Origin of the sequence: Vitreimonas flagellata, assembly GCF_004634425.1 — a bacterium.
Taxonomy (GTDB): domain Bacteria; phylum Pseudomonadota; class Alphaproteobacteria; order Caulobacterales; family Aquidulcibacteraceae; genus Vitreimonas; species Vitreimonas flagellata.
The window spans coordinates 1-16,615 of sequence record NZ_SBJL01000006.1 but is presented as its reverse complement, the minus strand read 5'-3'; the positions used below and the strand labels follow the sequence as shown (position 1 = coordinate 16,615).

At 61.7% G+C, this 16,615-nt stretch carries 18 protein-coding genes; 11 read left to right on the top strand and 7 right to left on the bottom strand.

Features of this window, described 5'->3' with window-relative positions; genetic code table 11:
- The 3 genes from EPJ54_RS20175 to EPJ54_RS19535 all read left to right on the top strand — a co-directional run.
- A partial coding sequence (locus EPJ54_RS20175; RefSeq protein ID WP_239591042.1) for a hypothetical protein occupies window positions 1-212 on the top strand: 212 nt, incomplete at its 5' end.
- Window positions 209-712, top strand: a complete 504-nt coding sequence (gene msrB, locus EPJ54_RS19540) for a peptide-methionine (R)-S-oxide reductase MsrB (RefSeq protein WP_135213461.1) — start codon at window positions 209-211, stop codon at window positions 710-712. The genes EPJ54_RS20175 and msrB, both read left to right, overlap by 4 nt.
- A 230-nt stretch (window positions 713-942) precedes the next feature.
- Entirely contained in the window at window positions 943-1,620 is a 678-nt protein-coding gene (locus EPJ54_RS19535) for a nitroreductase family protein (protein WP_135213460.1), read from the top strand.
- 21 nt (window positions 1,621-1,641) lie between these two features.
- On the opposite strand, the gene EPJ54_RS19530 is transcribed toward EPJ54_RS19535, so the two are convergent.
- The 4 genes from EPJ54_RS19530 to EPJ54_RS19515 are packed head-to-tail and all read right to left on the bottom strand — an operon-like array spanning window position 1,642 to window position 4,487.
- Window positions 1,642-2,448 carry a sterol desaturase family protein gene (locus EPJ54_RS19530; protein WP_135213459.1) on the bottom strand — a complete coding sequence of 269 codons (807 nt, stop codon included), beginning with the start codon at window positions 2,446-2,448 and terminating at the stop codon, window positions 1,642-1,644.
- Window positions 2,448-3,230: a DUF1499 domain-containing protein gene (locus EPJ54_RS19525; RefSeq protein ID WP_135213458.1), complete on the bottom strand. Its 783-nt coding sequence runs from the start codon at window positions 3,228-3,230 to the stop codon at window positions 2,448-2,450. Before EPJ54_RS19525 ends, EPJ54_RS19530 begins: the two co-directional genes overlap by 1 nt.
- The gene (locus tag EPJ54_RS19520; RefSeq protein ID WP_135213457.1) at window positions 3,227-3,829 is read right to left on the bottom strand and encodes a TIGR04282 family arsenosugar biosynthesis glycosyltransferase; all 603 of its coding nucleotides are present in this window, start codon (window positions 3,827-3,829) and stop codon (window positions 3,227-3,229) included. Before EPJ54_RS19520 ends, EPJ54_RS19525 begins: the two co-directional genes overlap by 4 nt.
- Complete coding sequence (locus EPJ54_RS19515) at window positions 3,819-4,487, bottom strand: TIGR04283 family arsenosugar biosynthesis glycosyltransferase (protein WP_135213456.1); 669 nt, start codon at window positions 4,485-4,487, stop codon at window positions 3,819-3,821. Before EPJ54_RS19515 ends, EPJ54_RS19520 begins: the two co-directional genes overlap by 11 nt.
- Before the next feature lie 141 nt (window positions 4,488-4,628).
- On the opposite strand from EPJ54_RS19515, the gene EPJ54_RS19510 reads away from it, so the two are divergent.
- The 3 genes from EPJ54_RS19510 to mtnP are packed head-to-tail and all read left to right on the top strand — an operon-like array spanning window position 4,629 to window position 7,696.
- Window positions 4,629-5,363, top strand: a complete 735-nt coding sequence (locus EPJ54_RS19510; RefSeq protein ID WP_135213455.1) for a TVP38/TMEM64 family protein — start codon at window positions 4,629-4,631, stop codon at window positions 5,361-5,363.
- A 14-nt stretch (window positions 5,364-5,377) separates the two neighbouring features.
- Window positions 5,378-6,808 carry a dihydrolipoyl dehydrogenase family protein gene (locus tag EPJ54_RS19505; protein WP_135213454.1) on the top strand — a complete coding sequence of 477 codons (1,431 nt, stop codon included), beginning with the start codon at window positions 5,378-5,380 and terminating at the stop codon, window positions 6,806-6,808.
- A 12-nt stretch (window positions 6,809-6,820) separates the two neighbouring features.
- A complete protein-coding gene (gene mtnP, locus EPJ54_RS19500) occupies window positions 6,821-7,696 on the top strand; it encodes an S-methyl-5'-thioadenosine phosphorylase (protein ID WP_135213453.1) in 876 nt (291 codons plus the stop codon).
- On the opposite strand, the gene EPJ54_RS19495 is transcribed toward mtnP, so the two are convergent.
- Together EPJ54_RS19495 and EPJ54_RS19490 are read right to left on the bottom strand one after the other, a co-directional pair.
- Window positions 7,693-8,646 (bottom strand): radical SAM protein, encoded by a 954-nt coding sequence (locus tag EPJ54_RS19495; protein ID WP_420823054.1) that lies wholly within the window; start codon window positions 8,644-8,646, stop codon window positions 7,693-7,695. The two genes, mtnP and EPJ54_RS19495, sit on opposite strands and share 4 nt — an antisense overlap.
- Complete coding sequence (locus tag EPJ54_RS19490) at window positions 8,643-9,734, bottom strand: radical SAM/SPASM domain-containing protein (protein ID WP_135213451.1); 1,092 nt, start codon at window positions 9,732-9,734, stop codon at window positions 8,643-8,645. Before EPJ54_RS19490 ends, EPJ54_RS19495 begins: the two co-directional genes overlap by 4 nt.
- A gap of 97 nt (window positions 9,735-9,831) precedes the next feature.
- On the opposite strand from EPJ54_RS19490, the gene EPJ54_RS19485 reads away from it, so the two are divergent.
- The 5 genes from EPJ54_RS19485 (at window position 9,832) to EPJ54_RS19465 (ending at window position 12,982) form a co-directional block, all read left to right on the top strand.
- Entirely contained in the window at window positions 9,832-10,656 is an 825-nt protein-coding gene (locus tag EPJ54_RS19485) for a DUF547 domain-containing protein (RefSeq protein ID WP_135213450.1), read from the top strand.
- Between the two features lie 269 nt (window positions 10,657-10,925).
- On the top strand, window positions 10,926-11,120 hold the full coding sequence (locus tag EPJ54_RS20495) for a BrnT family toxin (protein WP_420823053.1): 195 nt from the start codon (window positions 10,926-10,928) through the stop codon (window positions 11,118-11,120).
- Window positions 11,113-11,457, top strand: a complete 345-nt coding sequence (locus EPJ54_RS19475) for a helix-turn-helix domain-containing protein (protein ID WP_135213462.1) — start codon at window positions 11,113-11,115, stop codon at window positions 11,455-11,457. The genes EPJ54_RS20495 and EPJ54_RS19475 overlap by 8 nt, the downstream gene beginning before the upstream one ends.
- Before the next feature lie 15 nt (window positions 11,458-11,472).
- On the top strand, window positions 11,473-11,730 hold the full coding sequence (locus EPJ54_RS19470; protein ID WP_135213449.1) for a DUF6429 family protein: 258 nt from the start codon (window positions 11,473-11,475) through the stop codon (window positions 11,728-11,730).
- Window positions 11,731-12,004: 274 nt separating this feature from the next.
- Window positions 12,005-12,982, top strand: coding sequence for a GSU2403 family nucleotidyltransferase fold protein (locus EPJ54_RS19465; protein WP_135213448.1), 978 nt, complete (start codon window positions 12,005-12,007; stop codon window positions 12,980-12,982).
- 256 nt (window positions 12,983-13,238) lie between these two features.
- On the opposite strand, the gene EPJ54_RS19460 is transcribed toward EPJ54_RS19465, so the two are convergent.
- The gene (locus EPJ54_RS19460; RefSeq protein WP_135213447.1) at window positions 13,239-15,761 is read right to left on the bottom strand and encodes a toll/interleukin-1 receptor domain-containing protein; all 2,523 of its coding nucleotides are present in this window, start codon (window positions 15,759-15,761) and stop codon (window positions 13,239-13,241) included.
- Between the last annotated feature and the right edge of the window lie 854 nt (window positions 15,762-16,615).

The window sequence follows — 16,615 nt, the reverse complement described above, 5'->3', positions numbered from 1 at the left end:
ACACGATTATCGAAGGCTTCAGCCAGTTCGTTACCTCCCTGTCTGCTCCGATCGCTTCCGGCTGGAGCATCTGCCGGGTGGGGCTTGCACCCACTGGAAAGCGCCGCCTTTGCACGGCGCACGCCGAGAGCGGTCATTGCGATGGTGCATTTCTTCGCCGCTGCAGCACCGCTGAAACCGAGCACGCCCGCTATCCGTACCTCATAGTATGATAATCTCACGCCGCATCCTCTTCCTTACCGCAGCCGCGCTGCCGATCGCCGCTTGCGGCGCGGAGGCGCAACAAATCCCAACCGCCGCCAATGAAGCGCGCTATGCCAACGATCCGATCCGTCGTCTCACCGAGGCGCAGTGGCGTGCGCGGCTTGAACCGCTGGCGTTCCGGGTGCTGCGCCAAGAAGCCACCGAACGCGCCGGCACGAGCCCGCTCGACAACGAACATCGGCGCGGGACGTTCGTTTGCGCCGGATGCGAGCTTGAGCTCTTCCGCTCGGAGTGGAAGTTCGATTCCGGAACCGGCTGGCCGAGTTTCTTCCGCGTGAACGAGGCGAACATCGGGACGAAGGAGGACTTCCTGCTGTTCACACCGCGGACGGAATATCATTGCGCGCGTTGCCTCGGGCACCAGGGCCACGTGTTCGAAGATGGCCCCCACCCCACTGGCCTGCGCTATTGCAACAACGGCGCTGCGCTTCGGTTTGTGCCAGCTTAGCTTACCACGCAAAGCAAGGAAACCGACCGCCCTCAGCAAGTCTCGCCTGCTGGGACTAATGCACGCGCGCCCAAGAGATCGGCGATCGCAGCGTCATAAAGGGCGCTTCGCTTTGACTCGTTCGAACACTCGTGGGCCTCCCCATCTTCCTAACTAGTCTTGAGCCGCTGGCGTGCAACGCAGAGCTCCGGCTATGAAAAAGCGAGCGATCTGGAGAACTGAGGGTGATCATGCCCGGCGTAACCGCACTTGAACCCCTAGCGGACTACCGCCGCTACGCGCCTGCTGAGATGTGCGAAAGGGCTCGAGCCTTTTACACAAACATTGCGCGTCGGCGAACGGTTCGCGATTTCGATAGCGCCCAAGTCCCTCGCGAAGTTCTTGAGCAATGCTTGCTGGCCGCAGGCGCCGCGCCGTCCGGGGCCAACCAACAGCCGTGGTTCTTCACGGTCATCACGGAGCCTTCGGTCAAAAGGAAAATTCGCGAAGCCGCTGAGGCCGAGGAACGTGAGTTCTATGCCGAGCGTGCGCCGCAAGAATGGCTGGAAGCGCTAGCGCCGCTTGGCGCCGATCCAAACAAGCCCTTCCTCGAGGATGCACCCGCGCTGATCGCGATCTTCGCCCAGAAATACGGCGTCCGCGCAGATGGTAGCCGTTTCAGTCATTATTATGTGCCGGAATCCGTAGGCATCGCCACGGGCTTCTTGATTGCGGCCCTCCACCAAGCGGGTCTCGCCAGGGTCACACATACCCCCAGTCCCATGGGATTTCTTAATACGATCTGTGGCCGCCCCAAGTCTGAAAAGCCTGTCGTCCTTCTGGTCGTCGGCTATCCCAAGGCAGATTGCCGTGCACCTGTCTATGGCGGCGTCAAGAAACCTCTCGCGGAGATCTCATCCTGGCTGTGAGCACATCCCATATGGCGGTCGTCAGTCTTCGGAGCGCACCGGTTGAAGCAGCATCCGCGCCAGCTGCAATTCCCCAGGGTCGCGGAATTTTTCAATACCCATGATCATTGCGTCATGGCCATCCGCGGGCTGGGTTCGGTAGGTCCGAAACACCCAATCCCACCAGGGCAAACTGAAGCCGAAATTGCTGTCGGTTTCCTCCCGGCGCACCGAGTGATGTACGCGGTGCATGTCGGGCGTCACAACAACCACTCGCATGATCCGATCGAGCGGCTGAGGTAACTTGATGTTTGCATGATTGAACATGGTTGCCGCATTGAGCAGCACTTCGAACACCAAGACAGCGACCGCAGGCGCGCCTAGCGCCGTGACCACGCCGATCTTGATGCACATCGACACTACGATTTCCAACGGATGGAATCGCACGCCCGTCGTCACGTCGAATTCAAGATCCGCGTGATGGACGCGATGGAGGCGCCAAAGCAGTGGCACGGCGTGAAACAGCCGATGCTGCAGGTAAATCACAAGGTCGAGGACGATCACGGACAAAACTACCGCAACCACGCCCGGGGCGTTGATCACCTGAAAAAGCCCCAAGCCATGGGCTTCAGCGAAGAGCGCAGCGCCGACCGCGGCAGCTGGGAAAAGTAAGCGCAGCGCCACGGTGTTGATCACAGAGAGCCCGAGATTGCCGGGCCAACGCCGCAGCCTTGGGATCGCTTGAACGCGCCTCGGGGCCGCTAGCTCCCAGGCGCCCATTACCAAGAACACACCGAAGAAAGCACCGAAGCGAATAATGGGTTCGCTGAAAGTCAGCGCCTCGCCCATCACCGGAATGCGCTTTGAAACGCCCGTACGCGCTTGGCGTTGGCGCCAAGATCAGAAACCCCAACGCGCGAAGTCGAGCGCACATCAATCCGTGATCCCCCCTCCGCGGCCGCGACTTGCACGACCACGTCATCGACAAAGCCGAACCACAAAGAGCGGACGCTGGCCTCTATGCGGCCGTTCTGCGGATCGATTGCATCGATGCTCCAGCCCTCGGCGCGGGCCGCCGCCAGCGCCGTCTCAAACGCCTCGGCCGGCGCTTGCGCAACCAAGATGGGTTGAATGTCCGGGTAGGCGCTGCGTTGCAGCGCGCGCGCCGACTGACCAGCAGCAGGCCCGAAGCGATCATCGTCGGGCACGCGTGGGTCGGCTTCAACCGCATTGGCGCCCGGTACGGCGGCGCGCAACGCCATCACGCGGTCTGAAAACATGAGCGGCGCATCGGGATCGGAAACGATATCGTGAATAGGCGGAATCGAGGCCGCTTCACTGCGTACGTAGCCCGCATAACCGAGCGCCAGCACTGGTATGACAAGCGCGAGCGCAGCCTTGCCCCAACCGGTCCTTGGCTTGACCACCAGAGCAAGGACAAGCGCGATCAACGCTAACCCCGCCGCCGCCATCAGCAAGAGCGGCCCATAGCCCAGCGTGAGCGTGCCGAAACCAAAACGCCAATCAATCAAGCCGAAACGCGTGGCAAGCGCTGCTCCCGCAAAATAGATCGGCAGCGCTAACGATAGGGCAAACGCCGCAGTGACAAAAAAAGATCGTATGCCGCTCATTTGCCTAGCCTCCCCGCCACCCGCTGGCGCCAACGGCGATAACTGGCGCCGTCATCAATATCTTCTAACTCGCGCAGCATCATCACGCGCTTGCCGGCCAGATTATTGAGCGTATCGGCGCGCGCATGCGGCGTCGACCATCGAACGCCCGTAAAGGGAAGATGCGCGCGTTGATCCTGGCTGAAGCCAATAAGCCAATAGCCGCCATCAAGCGCAGGGCCGATGACGGCGTCGCCGGCTTTCAGCGCTTCGAAGGCCCTTTCTATATCGCCCGCGACCACCTCGGGCGTGTCGCTGCCGATGATCACAAGCGGCCCCGGCGCCAGTCGCTGCGAAAGCCGCGTCATGCGCTGACCGAGATCACCCTCGCCCTGCCCGACCACAAAATCAGCGCCGAGACACCGCACAGGCTCATCGGGTGTGATGGCCAGGCAAAGCCGCCAACGCGGATCTGCGCCTAAACGCTGCGACAGTCGCCCGAGTGCGACGCGTTGAAAGCGGTGCGCCGCGCAATCGCCGACATCAGCCGCCAAGCGGCGCTTGCCCTGGCCAAGAATTGGCCGCCGCGCCATCAGCACCAGAGTACGATCAGCGGCCATAAAGACGTGCAATCCGCTCAATCGGCGCGCCAAAGCCGAACAGCGTGAGACAAACGACATTGCGCGCGCTGCGCAAAAACCAACCATCTTCGCGCCAGCGCCGCGCTGAGGTTGTTGCGCTGCAGGCAAGTGTCCGCAACCGGCGCCTGCCGATGCGGCGCACGAAGTCCACGTCTTCCATAAGCGGCAGCGGCCGAAACCCGCCGAGTGCAGCGTAAAGGCTGCGATGGATCAACAGACCTTGATCCCCGTACGGAAGCGCGAAGAGAAAAACCCGCAACGCCACCAGCCACTCCAAAACGCGCGCTTGCCATGCGGCATCGTCCAGCTTGAAGCGGAACACGCCAGCAGTTGCCGCTGCTTTCGCGCCGTGCGCATGCGCATCGACATAGGTCCGCCAATCAGCCGCCAAAATCGTATCGGCGTGCAAGAAGAGCAACCAGTCTTGGGTCGCCATATCGGCGCCCGCGCGCATCTGCTGACCACGCCCGCGCGTACTTGCCTGGACGCGCGCGCCGGCCGAGCGGGCCACGCGAACGGTAGCATCTTCGGAGCCGGCATCGATAACGATGACCTCCTCGGCCTCCGCAACGGAACGCAGGGTCGCAGCGAGGCTCTCTTCGGCGTTCAGCGTCGGAATGATGACCGCAATGCCCATGGAAACTACATGATGGGGAGCGTTTGGGGTTGGCAAGTGCGGCAGATACTGCGACCGGTGCAAACAAGATGTAACCGCGTCACCGCGTGCGCGTACCCAGGGTGAGCGCTCATGCCTAGTGCGGGCGCTGGAGGATGAAGCATGGCCGACGTCGAACAAGCGCCGCCCGCTCGACGCGGCATTTGGGGCAGGCTCGCGCTCGGCGCCGTGCTCGCTTTGGGTCTGTTTGCGGCGTGGCGTTTGGGTGTCTTTGACTATCTGAATTTCGAGACGCTTCGCGCCCAGCGCCAGACGCTGACGGCATTGGTGGCGGACAATCAGATTCTCGCCTTCGCCGCCTTCATCGGAATCTATGCAGTGGTGACCACCCTGGCGTTCCCAGGCGCGTTCTGGATCACAATTTTGGGCGGCTATTTGTTCGGATTAGCCGGCGGCGTTGTCGCCACCACGATCGGCGCCACCTTAGGGGCAACCGCTCTGTTTGTGATCGCGCGTTACCTGCTTGCCGACGCGCTCCGCGCACGCGCTGGCCCGTTTCTGAAGAAGTTAGAGGCAGGCTTCAAGGAAAACGCCATCAGCTATCTGCTCACGCTCCGGCTAGTCCCAGTCGTCCCGTTCTTTATCGCCAATGTCGCACCCGCTTTTCTCGGCGCGCGCTTGAGTAGCTTCATTTGGACGACCGCCGTCGGCATCATCCCCGGCGTCATCGCCTACACGTGGATCGGCGCGGGTCTTGGCGCTGCGTTCGACGCTGGCGAAGCTCCCGATATCGCGGCGTTCGCGCGCGAACTTGCGCCCGCCTTCGTAGCACTCGCCGCGCTCGCAATCGCGCCGGCAATCTATAGCCGCTTTAAACGCCCGCAAGCTGCGGGCTAGGAGTTCGGTTTTCTATGGAAGACATCAAGGCGGATATCGCCATTATCGGCGGCGGCTCCGCGGGACTCGTGGCAGCCTCCGGCGCCGCTCAGCTCGGCCAGAAGGTCGTGCTGTTTGAGAGCGGTGAAATGGGAGGCGACTGCCTCAATTATGGCTGCGTACCGTCCAAGTCGCTGATCGCGGCGGCGCGCGCAGCCGAAAGCGCACGCACGGCGGCGCCTCTTGGGCTCGACATCGCACCGCCGCAGGTCGATTGGTCCAGCGTCAAGGCCCACGTCAACGGCGTGATCGAAACGATAGCGCCAATCGATAGCCAGGAGCGGTTTGAAGGTTTGGGCGTGCGTGTGGTGCGCGAACGCGCGCGCTTTGCCGACGCGCGCACGATCGTCTCTGAAAGTGTGCGCGTGCGTGCGCGACTGATGGTGATCGCCACCGGCGCCCGCGCCGGCGCGCCGCCCATTCCGGGCTTGAACGAGGTCCCCTATCTCACCAACGAGACTGTCTTCTCCATCGATGCGTTGCCAACACATCTCATCATCCTTGGCGCTGGCGCAATCGGGCTCGAACTCGGCCAAGCTTTTGCCCGCCTGGGATCCAAAGTCACTTTGATCGAAGCCAGCACGCTATTCGCCGGCAAAGATGACCAAGCCGCCAAAGTGCTGCGCGCGCAACTGAACGCAGAAGGCGTGACACTGCTTGAATCGGCGAAGGCTGAGCGCATCGAAGGCATAGAGGGCGCGATCGCCGCTCACATCGAGTTAAACGGCGCAATCAAGTGCATCGAAGGTTCACACCTTCTGGTCGCTACTGGACGCATGCCCAACATCGAGGACCTTGGGCTAGAGGCTGCCGGCGTCGCTTATAACGAACGCGGCGTTACTACTGACGCTCACCTGCGATCGTCCAACCGCCGCGTCTATGCGCTGGGTGACGTCGCCTCGCGCGAACAATTCACCCACGCTGCAGGCCTCCACGGATCGCTGTTTGTGCGCAATGCCCTGTTCAAGCTCTCGCCTGGACGCGCGGACGCTGCGCCCATCCCACGCGTCATCTATACCGAGCCCGAATACGCAGCCGTCGGCCTTTCGGAAGCGCAAGCGCGGGCGCGCTGGGGCGATAGGGTGCGTGTGCTGTTCGTGCCGATGCACGATAATGATCGCGCCCAGACCGAGCGCGCCACGCAGGGCTTTACGCGCATTATCGTCCGCAGCAATGGTGCGATTTTGGGTGCGGTGATTGTCGGAGCGCATGCGGGTGAGAGCATCGCAACGGTCGCGCTCGCGATCGCCAACAAGCTCAAGATCGCCGCTTTCACCTCAAGCTTCGTGCCAGCCTATCCTACCCGCGCCGAAATCTTGAAGCGCGCAGCGGGACAATTCTATACCGCGAGCCTGTTCTCGCCGCGCACCAAGCTGTTGGTTCGGTTGCTCGCGCAAATTCCTTGAGAGATCGATCGCATGACGGCTTGGCGTTTAGGGATTATCGGCGGCTCGGGCCTCTACGACATCGACGCCCTCGAAGACCGCCGTTGGACGCGGATTGACAGCCCCTGGGGCGATGCGTCGGACGAGGTGCTAACGGGTGTGCTCAATGGCGTGGAGCTTGCGTTCCTGCCCCGGCACGGGCGCGGACACATGATCCCGCCATCCGCCATCAACGCCCGCGCCAATATCGATGTGCTGAAGCGCGCGGGCTGCACGGACATCGTCTCTGTATCCGCAGTCGGGTCGCTGCGTGAGGATCTGCCGCCCGGCGCACTTGTGCTTGCCGATCAATACATCGATCGCACACGCCAGCGTCCCAACAGTTTCTTTGGAGCCGGACTCGTCGCTCATGTCTCGATGGCCGATCCCGTGTGTCCGCGTCTCTCGGCGCTAGTCCGCGACGCCGGCGCCCGCGCAGGCGCTGAGATCAAGCCAAAGGCGACCTATCTCGCGATGGAAGGCCCTCAATTTTCAACGCGCGCGGAAAGCCGTCTCTATCGTAGCTGGGGATGTGACATCATCGGGATGACGGCGATGCCAGAGGCGCGTCTCGCGCGCGAAGCTGAACTTCCCTACGCCGCTCTATGCATGGTCACCGATTACGATTGCTGGCGCGCAGACAACGCCGATGTCGATGTCGCCAGCATCCTCGCCGTCATGCACGCCAACGTCGCCCGCGCCAGACAGGTCGTGGCCGAACTCACTTTGGGACTAAGCAAGATCTCACGTTCAGCATCGCCGATAGATACCTGCCTCGACATGGCGCTCATCACGGATCCCGCAAAGTGGGATCCAGACTTGGTGCAAAAACTCGACGCGATTTGCGCGCGCCGCTTCGCCACAGCTTAAGCCGAGCAGCTGCCGCCACCCAGCACGCAGAACTTAGCGCAATGGCGATGATTAAGCGCGACCGGCGCTAGACTATCGCTGAGCCGCGCCGCCAATTCGAATCCCGGTTCGTAAGGGAGGAGCGTGCAGGCGATCACTGATGGCGCGTCCGCGCCTTTTCGCTTCACCACCATGCGCGCGCTCGCGCACATCATCGCCGCCGGCGCGACTTTCAATATCCCCCAGCACGCGTCGCTAATTTCCGGGACTTCGGCGCTCTCATCCATCTCTGGAAAAAGGACGAGTTGCTCTGAGCTGCCTGCATCGATGGGCCAGCCGTGCGCCGCAATCAGGCGGGCAAAGCCAGCACGCATTTCAGCTTCATCGCCTCCCCAAAGGGTGCGCCCAGCCAAAGACACGCTAAAGCCCGCCTGCGCCAGCCAGTCGATCCCATCCAGCGTCGCGACGAAACTGCCGGGCCCGCGTTCTTCGTCGTGAAGATCGGCGTTGTAATGGTCGAGGCTAATCCGGAGCGTGATCCGCTCGCCATACTGGGCTTTAAGGGCGAGCATTCCATCGCGCATGTGCGGGCGCATCATGGGCCGCATCGCATTGGTCAAGATCAAGACGCGATGGCCACGCGTGAGCGACATTTCCAGAAGGCCGATAATCCGCGGATTGAGAAAAGGCTCTCCGCCCGTGAAGCCAATCTCGATGGGCTCACGGACAAGCTGGGCCACCTCATCGAGAAACGGCGCCAAATCCGCTTCAGTCATATAGACAAGGCGGTCATTGGATGGCGAACTTTCGATATAGCAGTGCGCACAGGTGATATTGCAGAGCGTGCCCGTGTTGACCCATAGGGTCTTCAGTTCGCCAAACGCCACCCGCGCACGCGGTTCGCCTTTTGCGGTCAAGTTCGGATCGCTGAACTTGTTGCGTGGCGGATCAGTGTGGACCATGGACTTCATACGCTCGGCAAAGACGACAATTTCGCGTCCCGAGCTTTGACGGCAGCCAAGCGCCGGGCGCGGATCGCCGCCAACTCATCCCCAAGGTGCGCGGCAAAATACGCATCGCAGCCGATGCAGACATTGGCAAAGTTCCGGCCCTTAGGGTCCGTCACCGTTGAAGCGTCGCGATACGCCTCGCGGCTCCAGCCGGCGCTTACCCCCATCGCTTCAGGATCACCGGCATTAATCGCTTCAAAGGCAGGGTGACCCTTCAGGCTGTCGAGAATATCGATAAGGCGCTCCTCGGCGACGCTGCCCAACGGCGCCTTAGTCTTGAGACAGCACGGATAGACAGAGCCACCCGGTTCGAGCGCAACCTCTGAACCCGCCCGACCATAATTCAGAAAGTTCTTTCCACCGCTCCAGCGGGCGCAAAAGTTGGTTTCGTATGTCGCCTCAGAGAGGCCATTCGCCCACGCGCGACCGCGCGGCCAGAGTTCACCAATCCACAAATCCGGCTGGGCGCCGAAGAACAAGAAGAACGGCCCTCGATCATCATCAGCAGGCCTCGGGGTCGGCGCTTTAAGGCGCGGATCACGCGCGCCGCCCAGACCCACTTCCCGAGCACCGAACGGCGCCATCAGTCCGCGCACATGCTCCATCAGCGCAAACTTCCTGTCTCCCTCCAGACCAGCGTGAAAGTCATCGATTGAAGCAATCGCAATCGTGCGCACGCCACGCGAGAGCATCCCTTCGATATGGTCGGAGGTCAGAATGTCGCCTGTGGTCTGCACCGAAATGTGCGGCCCCCGATCGCCCCAACGACGCGCTATTTCTTCAAGCACCGGATAGAACAATTCCTCGCGCACGCCGTCGATCAATACTTCGCCACCCGCCAACACCATAAGCGTGCGCTTGCGTGCGCCACTCGCGTCCACATAGCTTATATCATCCGGCAGGTTTGCGATGATGTTGCGATAGGCGCTCTGCCCCTCACCGACAACGCGCGTCAGGTCTTCGCGCACATACGGCCGAAAGCGATCATCGTAGCAATGCTTGCACCGCCGATGGCACGCCCAGGTCAAAACCCAATAGATCGCTTCCACTGCGCACCTCAATAAGCTCCCGACCCACCAGAATGCGGGCAGATTGCCAGGTCAAGTGCGCTCAGATGCAGCGCCAGTGTATCCAAAGGAGACGCTGATGCGTAGCCAAATGGGTGAAGTTGGGAGTCTACTGATGCTTGGCCGCAAACTGCTCGCCGCCGCAACCCTCGCATTTGGAATGGCAGGCTGGCCGGTCGCCGCGTACGCCGCCGACACCGCAACTTACGATCGCCTGCTCGCGCGATATGTCGTCGCTTCGGCCGATGGGATCAATCGCGTGCGATATGCGGCATGGGCGTCAAATGCGAGCGATGTCGACGCACTCAATTCCTATGTCGCCTCGCTTGAGCAGGACCGCCCATCGCGCATGACACGCGACGCCCAACTCGCGCATTGGATCAACCTCTACAATGCGGTCACGCTGCAAATCGTCCTCGAAAACTACCCGGTACGCTCCATCCGCGACATTCGCAGCCAAACTTTGGACCCGCGGGGCCTGAGTGGTCCATGGCGAACGCCACGCGTTACGATCGAGGGCCGGCGTCTCACCTTGGACCAGATCGAACACTCAATCCTGCGTCCAGATTTCAACGAGCCGCGCATTCACTACGCTATAAACTGCGCGTCGATAGGGTGTCCCAACCTTGCCGCGCGGGCTTGGAGGGCCGAGACCATGGATGCTGATCTGACGAGAGCGGCGCGCGCCTACATCAACCACCCGCGCGGCGTGTCGATCGACAGCCAAGGGCGCGTCCAGGCCTCAACAATATATCGATGGTTCGCAGCCGACTTTGGCGGCAACGACGCTGGCGTCTTGGCTCATTTCCGCCGATACGCCTCGCCCGATCTACAAGTACGCCTCGAGCAGGCGACAACAATCTCCACCTACGCCTACGACTGGGCTCTGAACGGATCGTCTTGAGGGGCAGAATTGGGCCACGGCCCGGCGCTGAGCAATATTTCTCGAATGACCGACGCGCTCTAAACCTGCCTATCGTGCCTTGCCCGCAAGTTCGGCGCGCTCTCGGCCGCTCGAATCCCTGTACGCCGGCGCCGATATTGAAACCGCTTTGACAGCTACGGGAAACCAGTAGTATGATCGAGTTCGAATGGGACGATGAAAAGGCGCGCCAGAACCTGCGCAAACATGGCGTGAGCTTCGAGTAAGCGACCCAGGCATTTCGCGACCCGATGGGTGTCGAATGGATTGATGACAGCGAGACCTTTGGCGAGGAGCGCGCCATTCTCCTCGGTATGGCGGGAAACGGCCTCCTCATGGTCGTTCACACCGACCGGAGCTATGGCGCCCCCCAGCGCATTCGTTTGATTTCTGCACGGCGAGCAACCCGAGTTGAGCAAGACTTCTGCTATCGTGAAAATGGATAAGAGCGGCACACTGCGACGCAAGGGTGTGGTCGTGAAAGTCCCACGCGGTCGCGCCGTCGATGATGCTGAAGCACTGGTTGCGGCAAAAGCCGATCCCGACAATCCGCCACTTTCAAAAAAGCGGATGGCTTCAATGATACGCACACCGCAAGTAAAGGTGTTGCGACGTGCGCTTGGTCTGACGCAACAAGAGTTTGCCGTACGATACCAAATTCCCTTGGGCACCCTGCGGGACTGGGAGCAAGGCAGAGCGACGCCGGATCTGCCAACGCGGGCCTATTTGAAGGTCATCGCGCGTGATCCCAAGGCCGTTGAAAGGGCGCTTGAACGCGGATGAAGTCGGAGGCGGCGAATGCGCGAAGACAGGATCGATGAAGCCGTCTTAGCCCTTCTCTATCTTGGGCATTGGATTGAAGGTCATGACAACGTTGCCCGCGCATGGAAGAGCCTCGACTGGAGCGCCATGGAGCGTGTCCACGCCAAAGGCCTGATCTCCAACCCGATCGGCAAGAGCAAATCTATCACCCTGTCAGACCTCGGTTTGTCCCTGGCCAAACAGGCTCACGACGCCCTCTTTGGCGGTGAAGAACCTTCGCGAACCCCAGACTAGCTCGACGCCGGTGGTCGCGACGCCGGCCATCGCCGCGCCAATTGCGCGACCGCGCTTCTCGATATACGGCGAGATCTCGCGCGAAGGGCCCGTCGCGTCACGGCGGCGAACTTTCGATCGGTGACGCCAGAATTGCCATAATAAACCGCCACTTAAGCTTATCCGTCAAAATCCGACAGCCTTCCTTCTGACGGATAAAGCTTGTGTTAGCGTGTTCCGAGCTAGTTTATCCGTCAAAATCGCCCATATGTGCTTTTGACGGATAAGTTTTGCAATGCTGTTCACGCCCTTTACCGACGAGCAGGCCCGCACGCTGGTCAATCTTGAGCAGCATTACAGCGTCTGGATCGACGCTGCGCGCGCACTCGATGCACTGCCCTACAATCTCCAGCGCAAAGAGGTCTCCGGCCGCTCTTACCTCTATGAGATCCGAGACCGGCGCGGAAACGGCCGCAGCCTTGGGCCATGGTCGGAGGCCGCGGCCAAACAGCTCGCCGCATATCAGGCGCAAAAGGCGAACGCCAAGGAGCGCCTCGAGCGTAGCGCCGCACGTCTTCAGGAAACTGGTCGCCTTGCGCGCGCGGTGCGCGCGCCGATGATCGCAAGCGCTGCGGGACCAATCATCCGCGAAGCTGATCGGCGAAATCTCCTTGGCTCGCATTTGTTGATCGTCGGCACGACCGCGATCGCCGCATACGCCATCGAAGCTGGCGGCATCCTCCATGACGCGCCCGCTGAGACAGATGATTTCGACATGGCGTGGTCAGCGACAGAGCCTGGCGAAGCAAAGCCAATTTGGGATTTGCTGAAAGCGGTGGATTCCACTTTCACGATGAATCTCGAACGCACTTTCCAGGCGCGCAACGCCGACGCCTATGAAGTCGAAATTCTGGTGGCGCCGTCCAGAGCAAAGACCATGAGCAAACTGGATCAGCCGCGCCCTGTACCCTTACCCGAGCAAGAATGGTTGCTGCTTGGACGCCCCGTTGATCGGGTTGTGCTCTGCCGAGACGGGAGTGCTGCCCGCATCATCGTCCCCGACCCACGCTATTTCGCCCTACAAAAACTCTGGATGGGGCGCCAGACGAAGCGCAACGCACTGAAGCGGCCGAAAGATCTGAAACAGGGTAGAGCCCTTCTCAACGCCGTGCGCGCGTACATGCCCCATTATCCGCTGGATGAGGCGTTCATTCGCACGCTTCCAGCTGAACTTGCGCCACGCTACCGCGCTTGGGAAAAATCGAGCGCCTAGAGCGCATCCATTCGCCCACGAACCTGCCCAGCAATGGGCTATGCGCCGTCCGCGACTTTTTCCGAATGGCAGGCGCGCTCGAATGCAGCCGCTCGCGCACTGCCCGCCAATTCGGCGCGCACCCGGCAGCCCTCGCGTCGCGTAGCAGGCCAGCGGCGTCTGCTTAAAGCTGGGCTCGAGCTACTCACTCAATCAGAGAAACGACGCGTTCTATCGCCGGGCCGATGATCGGTGACGACGAAAAACGCTTATCGCATCAGCGCCCGAGACAGCGTCGCAACGCCGCCACTGCACTTAAACCCGCATTCGCATCGCACGTCAGCGCGTTTGTCCGCGTCGCCAGATCGCCAGTGAATGGGCGCGGGGACCACGTCGCGGCCACTGCCTGAGGATAGGATGCGCAAATCAACCGTAGGTCGCCGCCGTTACTCACATGAACGCTGGAAACACAGTTCGCGGCTTCGGATTCTTCGGCTGGCCAACCAGGCGGCCGCAGCAAGCCCGATAGCGCTAAGCCTGTGTCTGAATTGATCAGCCGAAGGCCGCTGGCGCCGATCAGCGCCACGTAACGGCGATCCGTCGAATAGCGGACGCCGAAGACCGTGCCGAGGCCCGCATAGGTGATTTGCCAAAGCGCGCGCCCATCGCCGGCGAACCTCACCGCCGCCCCGTTCTCGCGCACCACGAGATATTCGCCGGCGCCGAACGCGACGAGGCCGGCAAACCCGACATCGCCGCGCAGGAGTGCGGCATTGGAGATTTCTTCCACCCTTGTCCATCGCGCGCCGCCGGCGCTCGGTCGGTACGCGACGAGGTCGCCTTCGTCGACGAACGTCAATTGCGTCTGATCAGGTTCGAAATCGTAGGCTGTTCCTTGCTGCGTCGGGAGTTCGCGCGAGACAACCTCGAGCCGTTCCAGATCAATCAACCCGCCGCCGAGCGCCACGACGAGAAACCGTCCGTCGGGCGAACGTGCAAGGTCATAGCGTCGCCGCCCGTCATGCATCGATACGACTTCCGCGCATTGCCCGTTGGTTCTGCACGCGGCCCACCGCACGCCCGCGTTGCCGCGATCTTCAATAAACGCGAGCGTTTCGCCGCTCACGGCGTCGAACGCCGCCGTTTCAGGCGCGATGCCGCCCGGTGTCGGCAGCGACCGCCAAAACCTCAACTCGCCGTCGCCATCTTCGGTGGCGGGCGTGGCCATACGCCGAAACTGCTCTGGCGGTGCAGCGATCCCCTGCCAACCCTCGCCACTTGCGCTCAGCACGCCAAGGCGCACCGGGACGACGATGGCCGGGTCGAGATCTTCGGCGCCCGTGTCCGCCGCAAGATCGTGGCACCCGATCTCGGCAAATAGGTTCACAGCTTGAAGGTCCGCGGCCTCGGCTTCGAACGGGTTGCCCTCATAGGGACTGCCGGCGGCATTGGATTCAATGCGCCAAACCTGGGTCGCGCTCAACATCTGAGCAATTGGCGTCGCCTCGTACGCGATGGGAGAGAGCGCTCCGTTCGCCACGAGCGGCAAACCAATCGCGCCGGCGTCGCGCACGCCCAAGAAGAGGCCGTTGCAGGCGCCGTCGAGCCACACACTTTCCAGGCCCACCCTTTGCATCAGGTCTAGGCGCTGCGCCGACGCTCCATCGGCGGAGACCGTCATCGCGCCATAGGAGATCGAGCCCAGCGTACTGCCTGGACGAACGCCAAGTATAACCAGTCTGCCTTGGGGCGTCTCGAACGCGTAGCTCCCCCAGGTCGTGCCGTTGTTTTCGGCTTCCGCAAGCTTCGCGCCAGTCGCAACGTCAATCACAAGGGTGCGGCTCTCGCCGATGACTACCAATCGTCGCTGATCGCGCGCCAGCAACACGCGTTGCGGCGCGCCCCCGATCTCAGACACATCGTGCAAATGGCCGCCTGGGTCCAATATGAGCACGGCGCCGCGATAGAGAATGAGGCGCGGTCGACCCTGGGCTTCCACTTGCTCGCCAATCGGTCTGGCCCACCCCAGCACCGAACGTAACGTTGGCTCTACCGCACTATTCGGCCAAACCTCGAACGGACGCAGCCGCTCCAACGCTTGGGAAACGCGGCCCTCGCCTATATCCGCGCGGGCTTCAACCAGCGTCCGCTCGACACGCTCGTTCAGCCAGAAGGCGCCCATCGCGCCCACCAGCCCGAGCGTAAACAGCACCGTTGCCGCCGCGATGACATTGTTCACCCGCCGCCGGCGACGGTCGCGATTCCAAAGATCATCGAAAGCCACGTTCAAGAGTCCGGCGATCAAACGCACGCGCAGGCGTTCGAACGATTGCTCACGAAGATCGAGACCGAGCGGTTCGGATGGTCGGTCGGTTACCGCGCCGTTGGCGTCGACTTCAAAGCGCAACGCGGGCGCAAAGCACTGATCGCGGTCATGCCGCGCGTCGGGCGCGCCATCGACAATTACGGCGAAGATGCGATCTGCGCGACCTGTGCGCTTAAAATGGGCGATTTCCTGGTTGACCCATTTCGACTTGGCCGATCGGCGCGAGCAGATGACGATCAACGCCTCGGTGTCTTCGAGCGCCCCGCGCAACGTGGCGCCCAGATCTGGCGACGCGCCCATCTCCTCATCGTCGCGAAACACACGTCCAATCCGGCGCGACCTATCGACCCCTTCCGCCTGCACGCCGCCGGGCAGCCGATACGTCTCCAATGCCTTGTGCACGCGCTTGGCGATCGATTTGTCGCGCTGGCTGTAGCTGATAAAAGCGCGAAAACGCTTTGCAGGTTTGGACATCCCCCAAGACCTCCCGGCGCGACCTTAACGGCCACGAGGCGCCGTCGCTAGGTCCGATTAGGGTGTGCTCCCGCGCGCAGCAACGCCTCGACTCTGCGTGAATTTCCGCAAATCGACTGCCCAGAGGAAGTAGCGTGACGCGACCTCCGGACTCGTCCAATCTGACGCCAATTGCACTTGGATCGACTCCATTAGCGACTGCTGCGCTGGCCAGTCAGCATCGACGTTGGGATAGGTGTCGAGGTGATCGCCTACATTCTCATTCGCGGAGAGCCCAACGCCTAAGTCGCGCGCGGATTGAGCCGACTGGCAAGACAAGGCCCGCGAATGACGCTCCCCCTTTAAGAGCTCGCGGCCTGATTTCCAGCGCAAACCTGACGGCAGCTCAGGCAAGCGCGCTGCGAAGAAATTCGCGACCGGCCCACTCTCTCAATTGCAGTCAGTGAAATAGCGCCCGCAGCAATAGCGCGCTGTCGCCGGAAGCCGTCAGTTCGGAGCCGTGAATAAAATTGACAACGCGTCCGTGACGCCTAGTTCGCGCGCGTATAAGCGTTTCGTCGACCGTTTCCGAGATAAAACAGTTCGAGATCATTGGGGCCGACGTCGCCGATTTCAGAGACCAGCGGCGGCCAATCTTCCGCGACGAGGAAAGTCGAAGTCAGCGAATGGCTGCCGCGCTCCACCCCCCCCCCCGCCGGCTGGGTGGCCGTAGCAACGTCGTGTTGTCGCCAATTTTGTTGAAAAAGTCGATGCGCATTTCAGCGAACGCTGATTCCCTTGCGTTGTGAGCAAGGGAGGCGGCGATGATGGGAGAGAAATCGGGCGCGCAGGGCCAGCTGTTCTATCAGTTCAAC

Bases quoted from the DNA above. Each gene is read 5' to 3' on its own strand.
- msrB (WP_135213461.1), top strand. From the start codon at position 209: ATGATAATCTCACGCCGCATCCTCTTCCTTACCGCAGCCGCGCTGCCG.
- EPJ54_RS19535 (WP_135213460.1), top strand. From the start codon at position 943: ATGCCCGGCGTAACCGCACTTGAACCCCTAGCGGACTACCGCCGCTAC.
- EPJ54_RS19530 (WP_135213459.1), bottom strand. From the start codon at position 2,448: ATGGGCGAGGCGCTGACTTTCAGCGAACCCATTATTCGCTTCGGTGCT.
- EPJ54_RS19525 (WP_135213458.1), bottom strand. From the start codon at position 3,230: ATGAGCGGCATACGATCTTTTTTTGTCACTGCGGCGTTTGCCCTATCG.
- EPJ54_RS19520 (WP_135213457.1), bottom strand. From the start codon at position 3,829: ATGGCCGCTGATCGTACTCTGGTGCTGATGGCGCGGCGGCCAATTCTT.
- EPJ54_RS19515 (WP_135213456.1), bottom strand. From the start codon at position 4,487: ATGGGCATTGCGGTCATCATTCCGACGCTGAACGCCGAAGAGAGCCTC.
- EPJ54_RS19510 (WP_135213455.1), top strand. From the start codon at position 4,629: ATGGCCGACGTCGAACAAGCGCCGCCCGCTCGACGCGGCATTTGGGGC.
- EPJ54_RS19505 (WP_135213454.1), top strand. From the start codon at position 5,378: ATGGAAGACATCAAGGCGGATATCGCCATTATCGGCGGCGGCTCCGCG.
- mtnP (WP_135213453.1), top strand. From the start codon at position 6,821: ATGACGGCTTGGCGTTTAGGGATTATCGGCGGCTCGGGCCTCTACGAC.
- EPJ54_RS19495 (WP_420823054.1), bottom strand. From the start codon at position 8,646: ATGAAGTCCATGGTCCACACTGATCCGCCACGCAACAAGTTCAGCGAT.
- EPJ54_RS19485 (WP_135213450.1), top strand. From the start codon at position 9,832: ATGCGTAGCCAAATGGGTGAAGTTGGGAGTCTACTGATGCTTGGCCGC.
- EPJ54_RS20495 (WP_420823053.1), top strand. From the start codon at position 10,926: ATGGGTGTCGAATGGATTGATGACAGCGAGACCTTTGGCGAGGAGCGC.
- EPJ54_RS19475 (WP_135213462.1), top strand. From the start codon at position 11,113: ATGGATAAGAGCGGCACACTGCGACGCAAGGGTGTGGTCGTGAAAGTC.
- EPJ54_RS19470 (WP_135213449.1), top strand. From the start codon at position 11,473: ATGCGCGAAGACAGGATCGATGAAGCCGTCTTAGCCCTTCTCTATCTT.
- EPJ54_RS19465 (WP_135213448.1), top strand. From the start codon at position 12,005: ATGCTGTTCACGCCCTTTACCGACGAGCAGGCCCGCACGCTGGTCAAT.
- EPJ54_RS19460 (WP_135213447.1), bottom strand. From the start codon at position 15,761: ATGTCCAAACCTGCAAAGCGTTTTCGCGCTTTTATCAGCTACAGCCAG.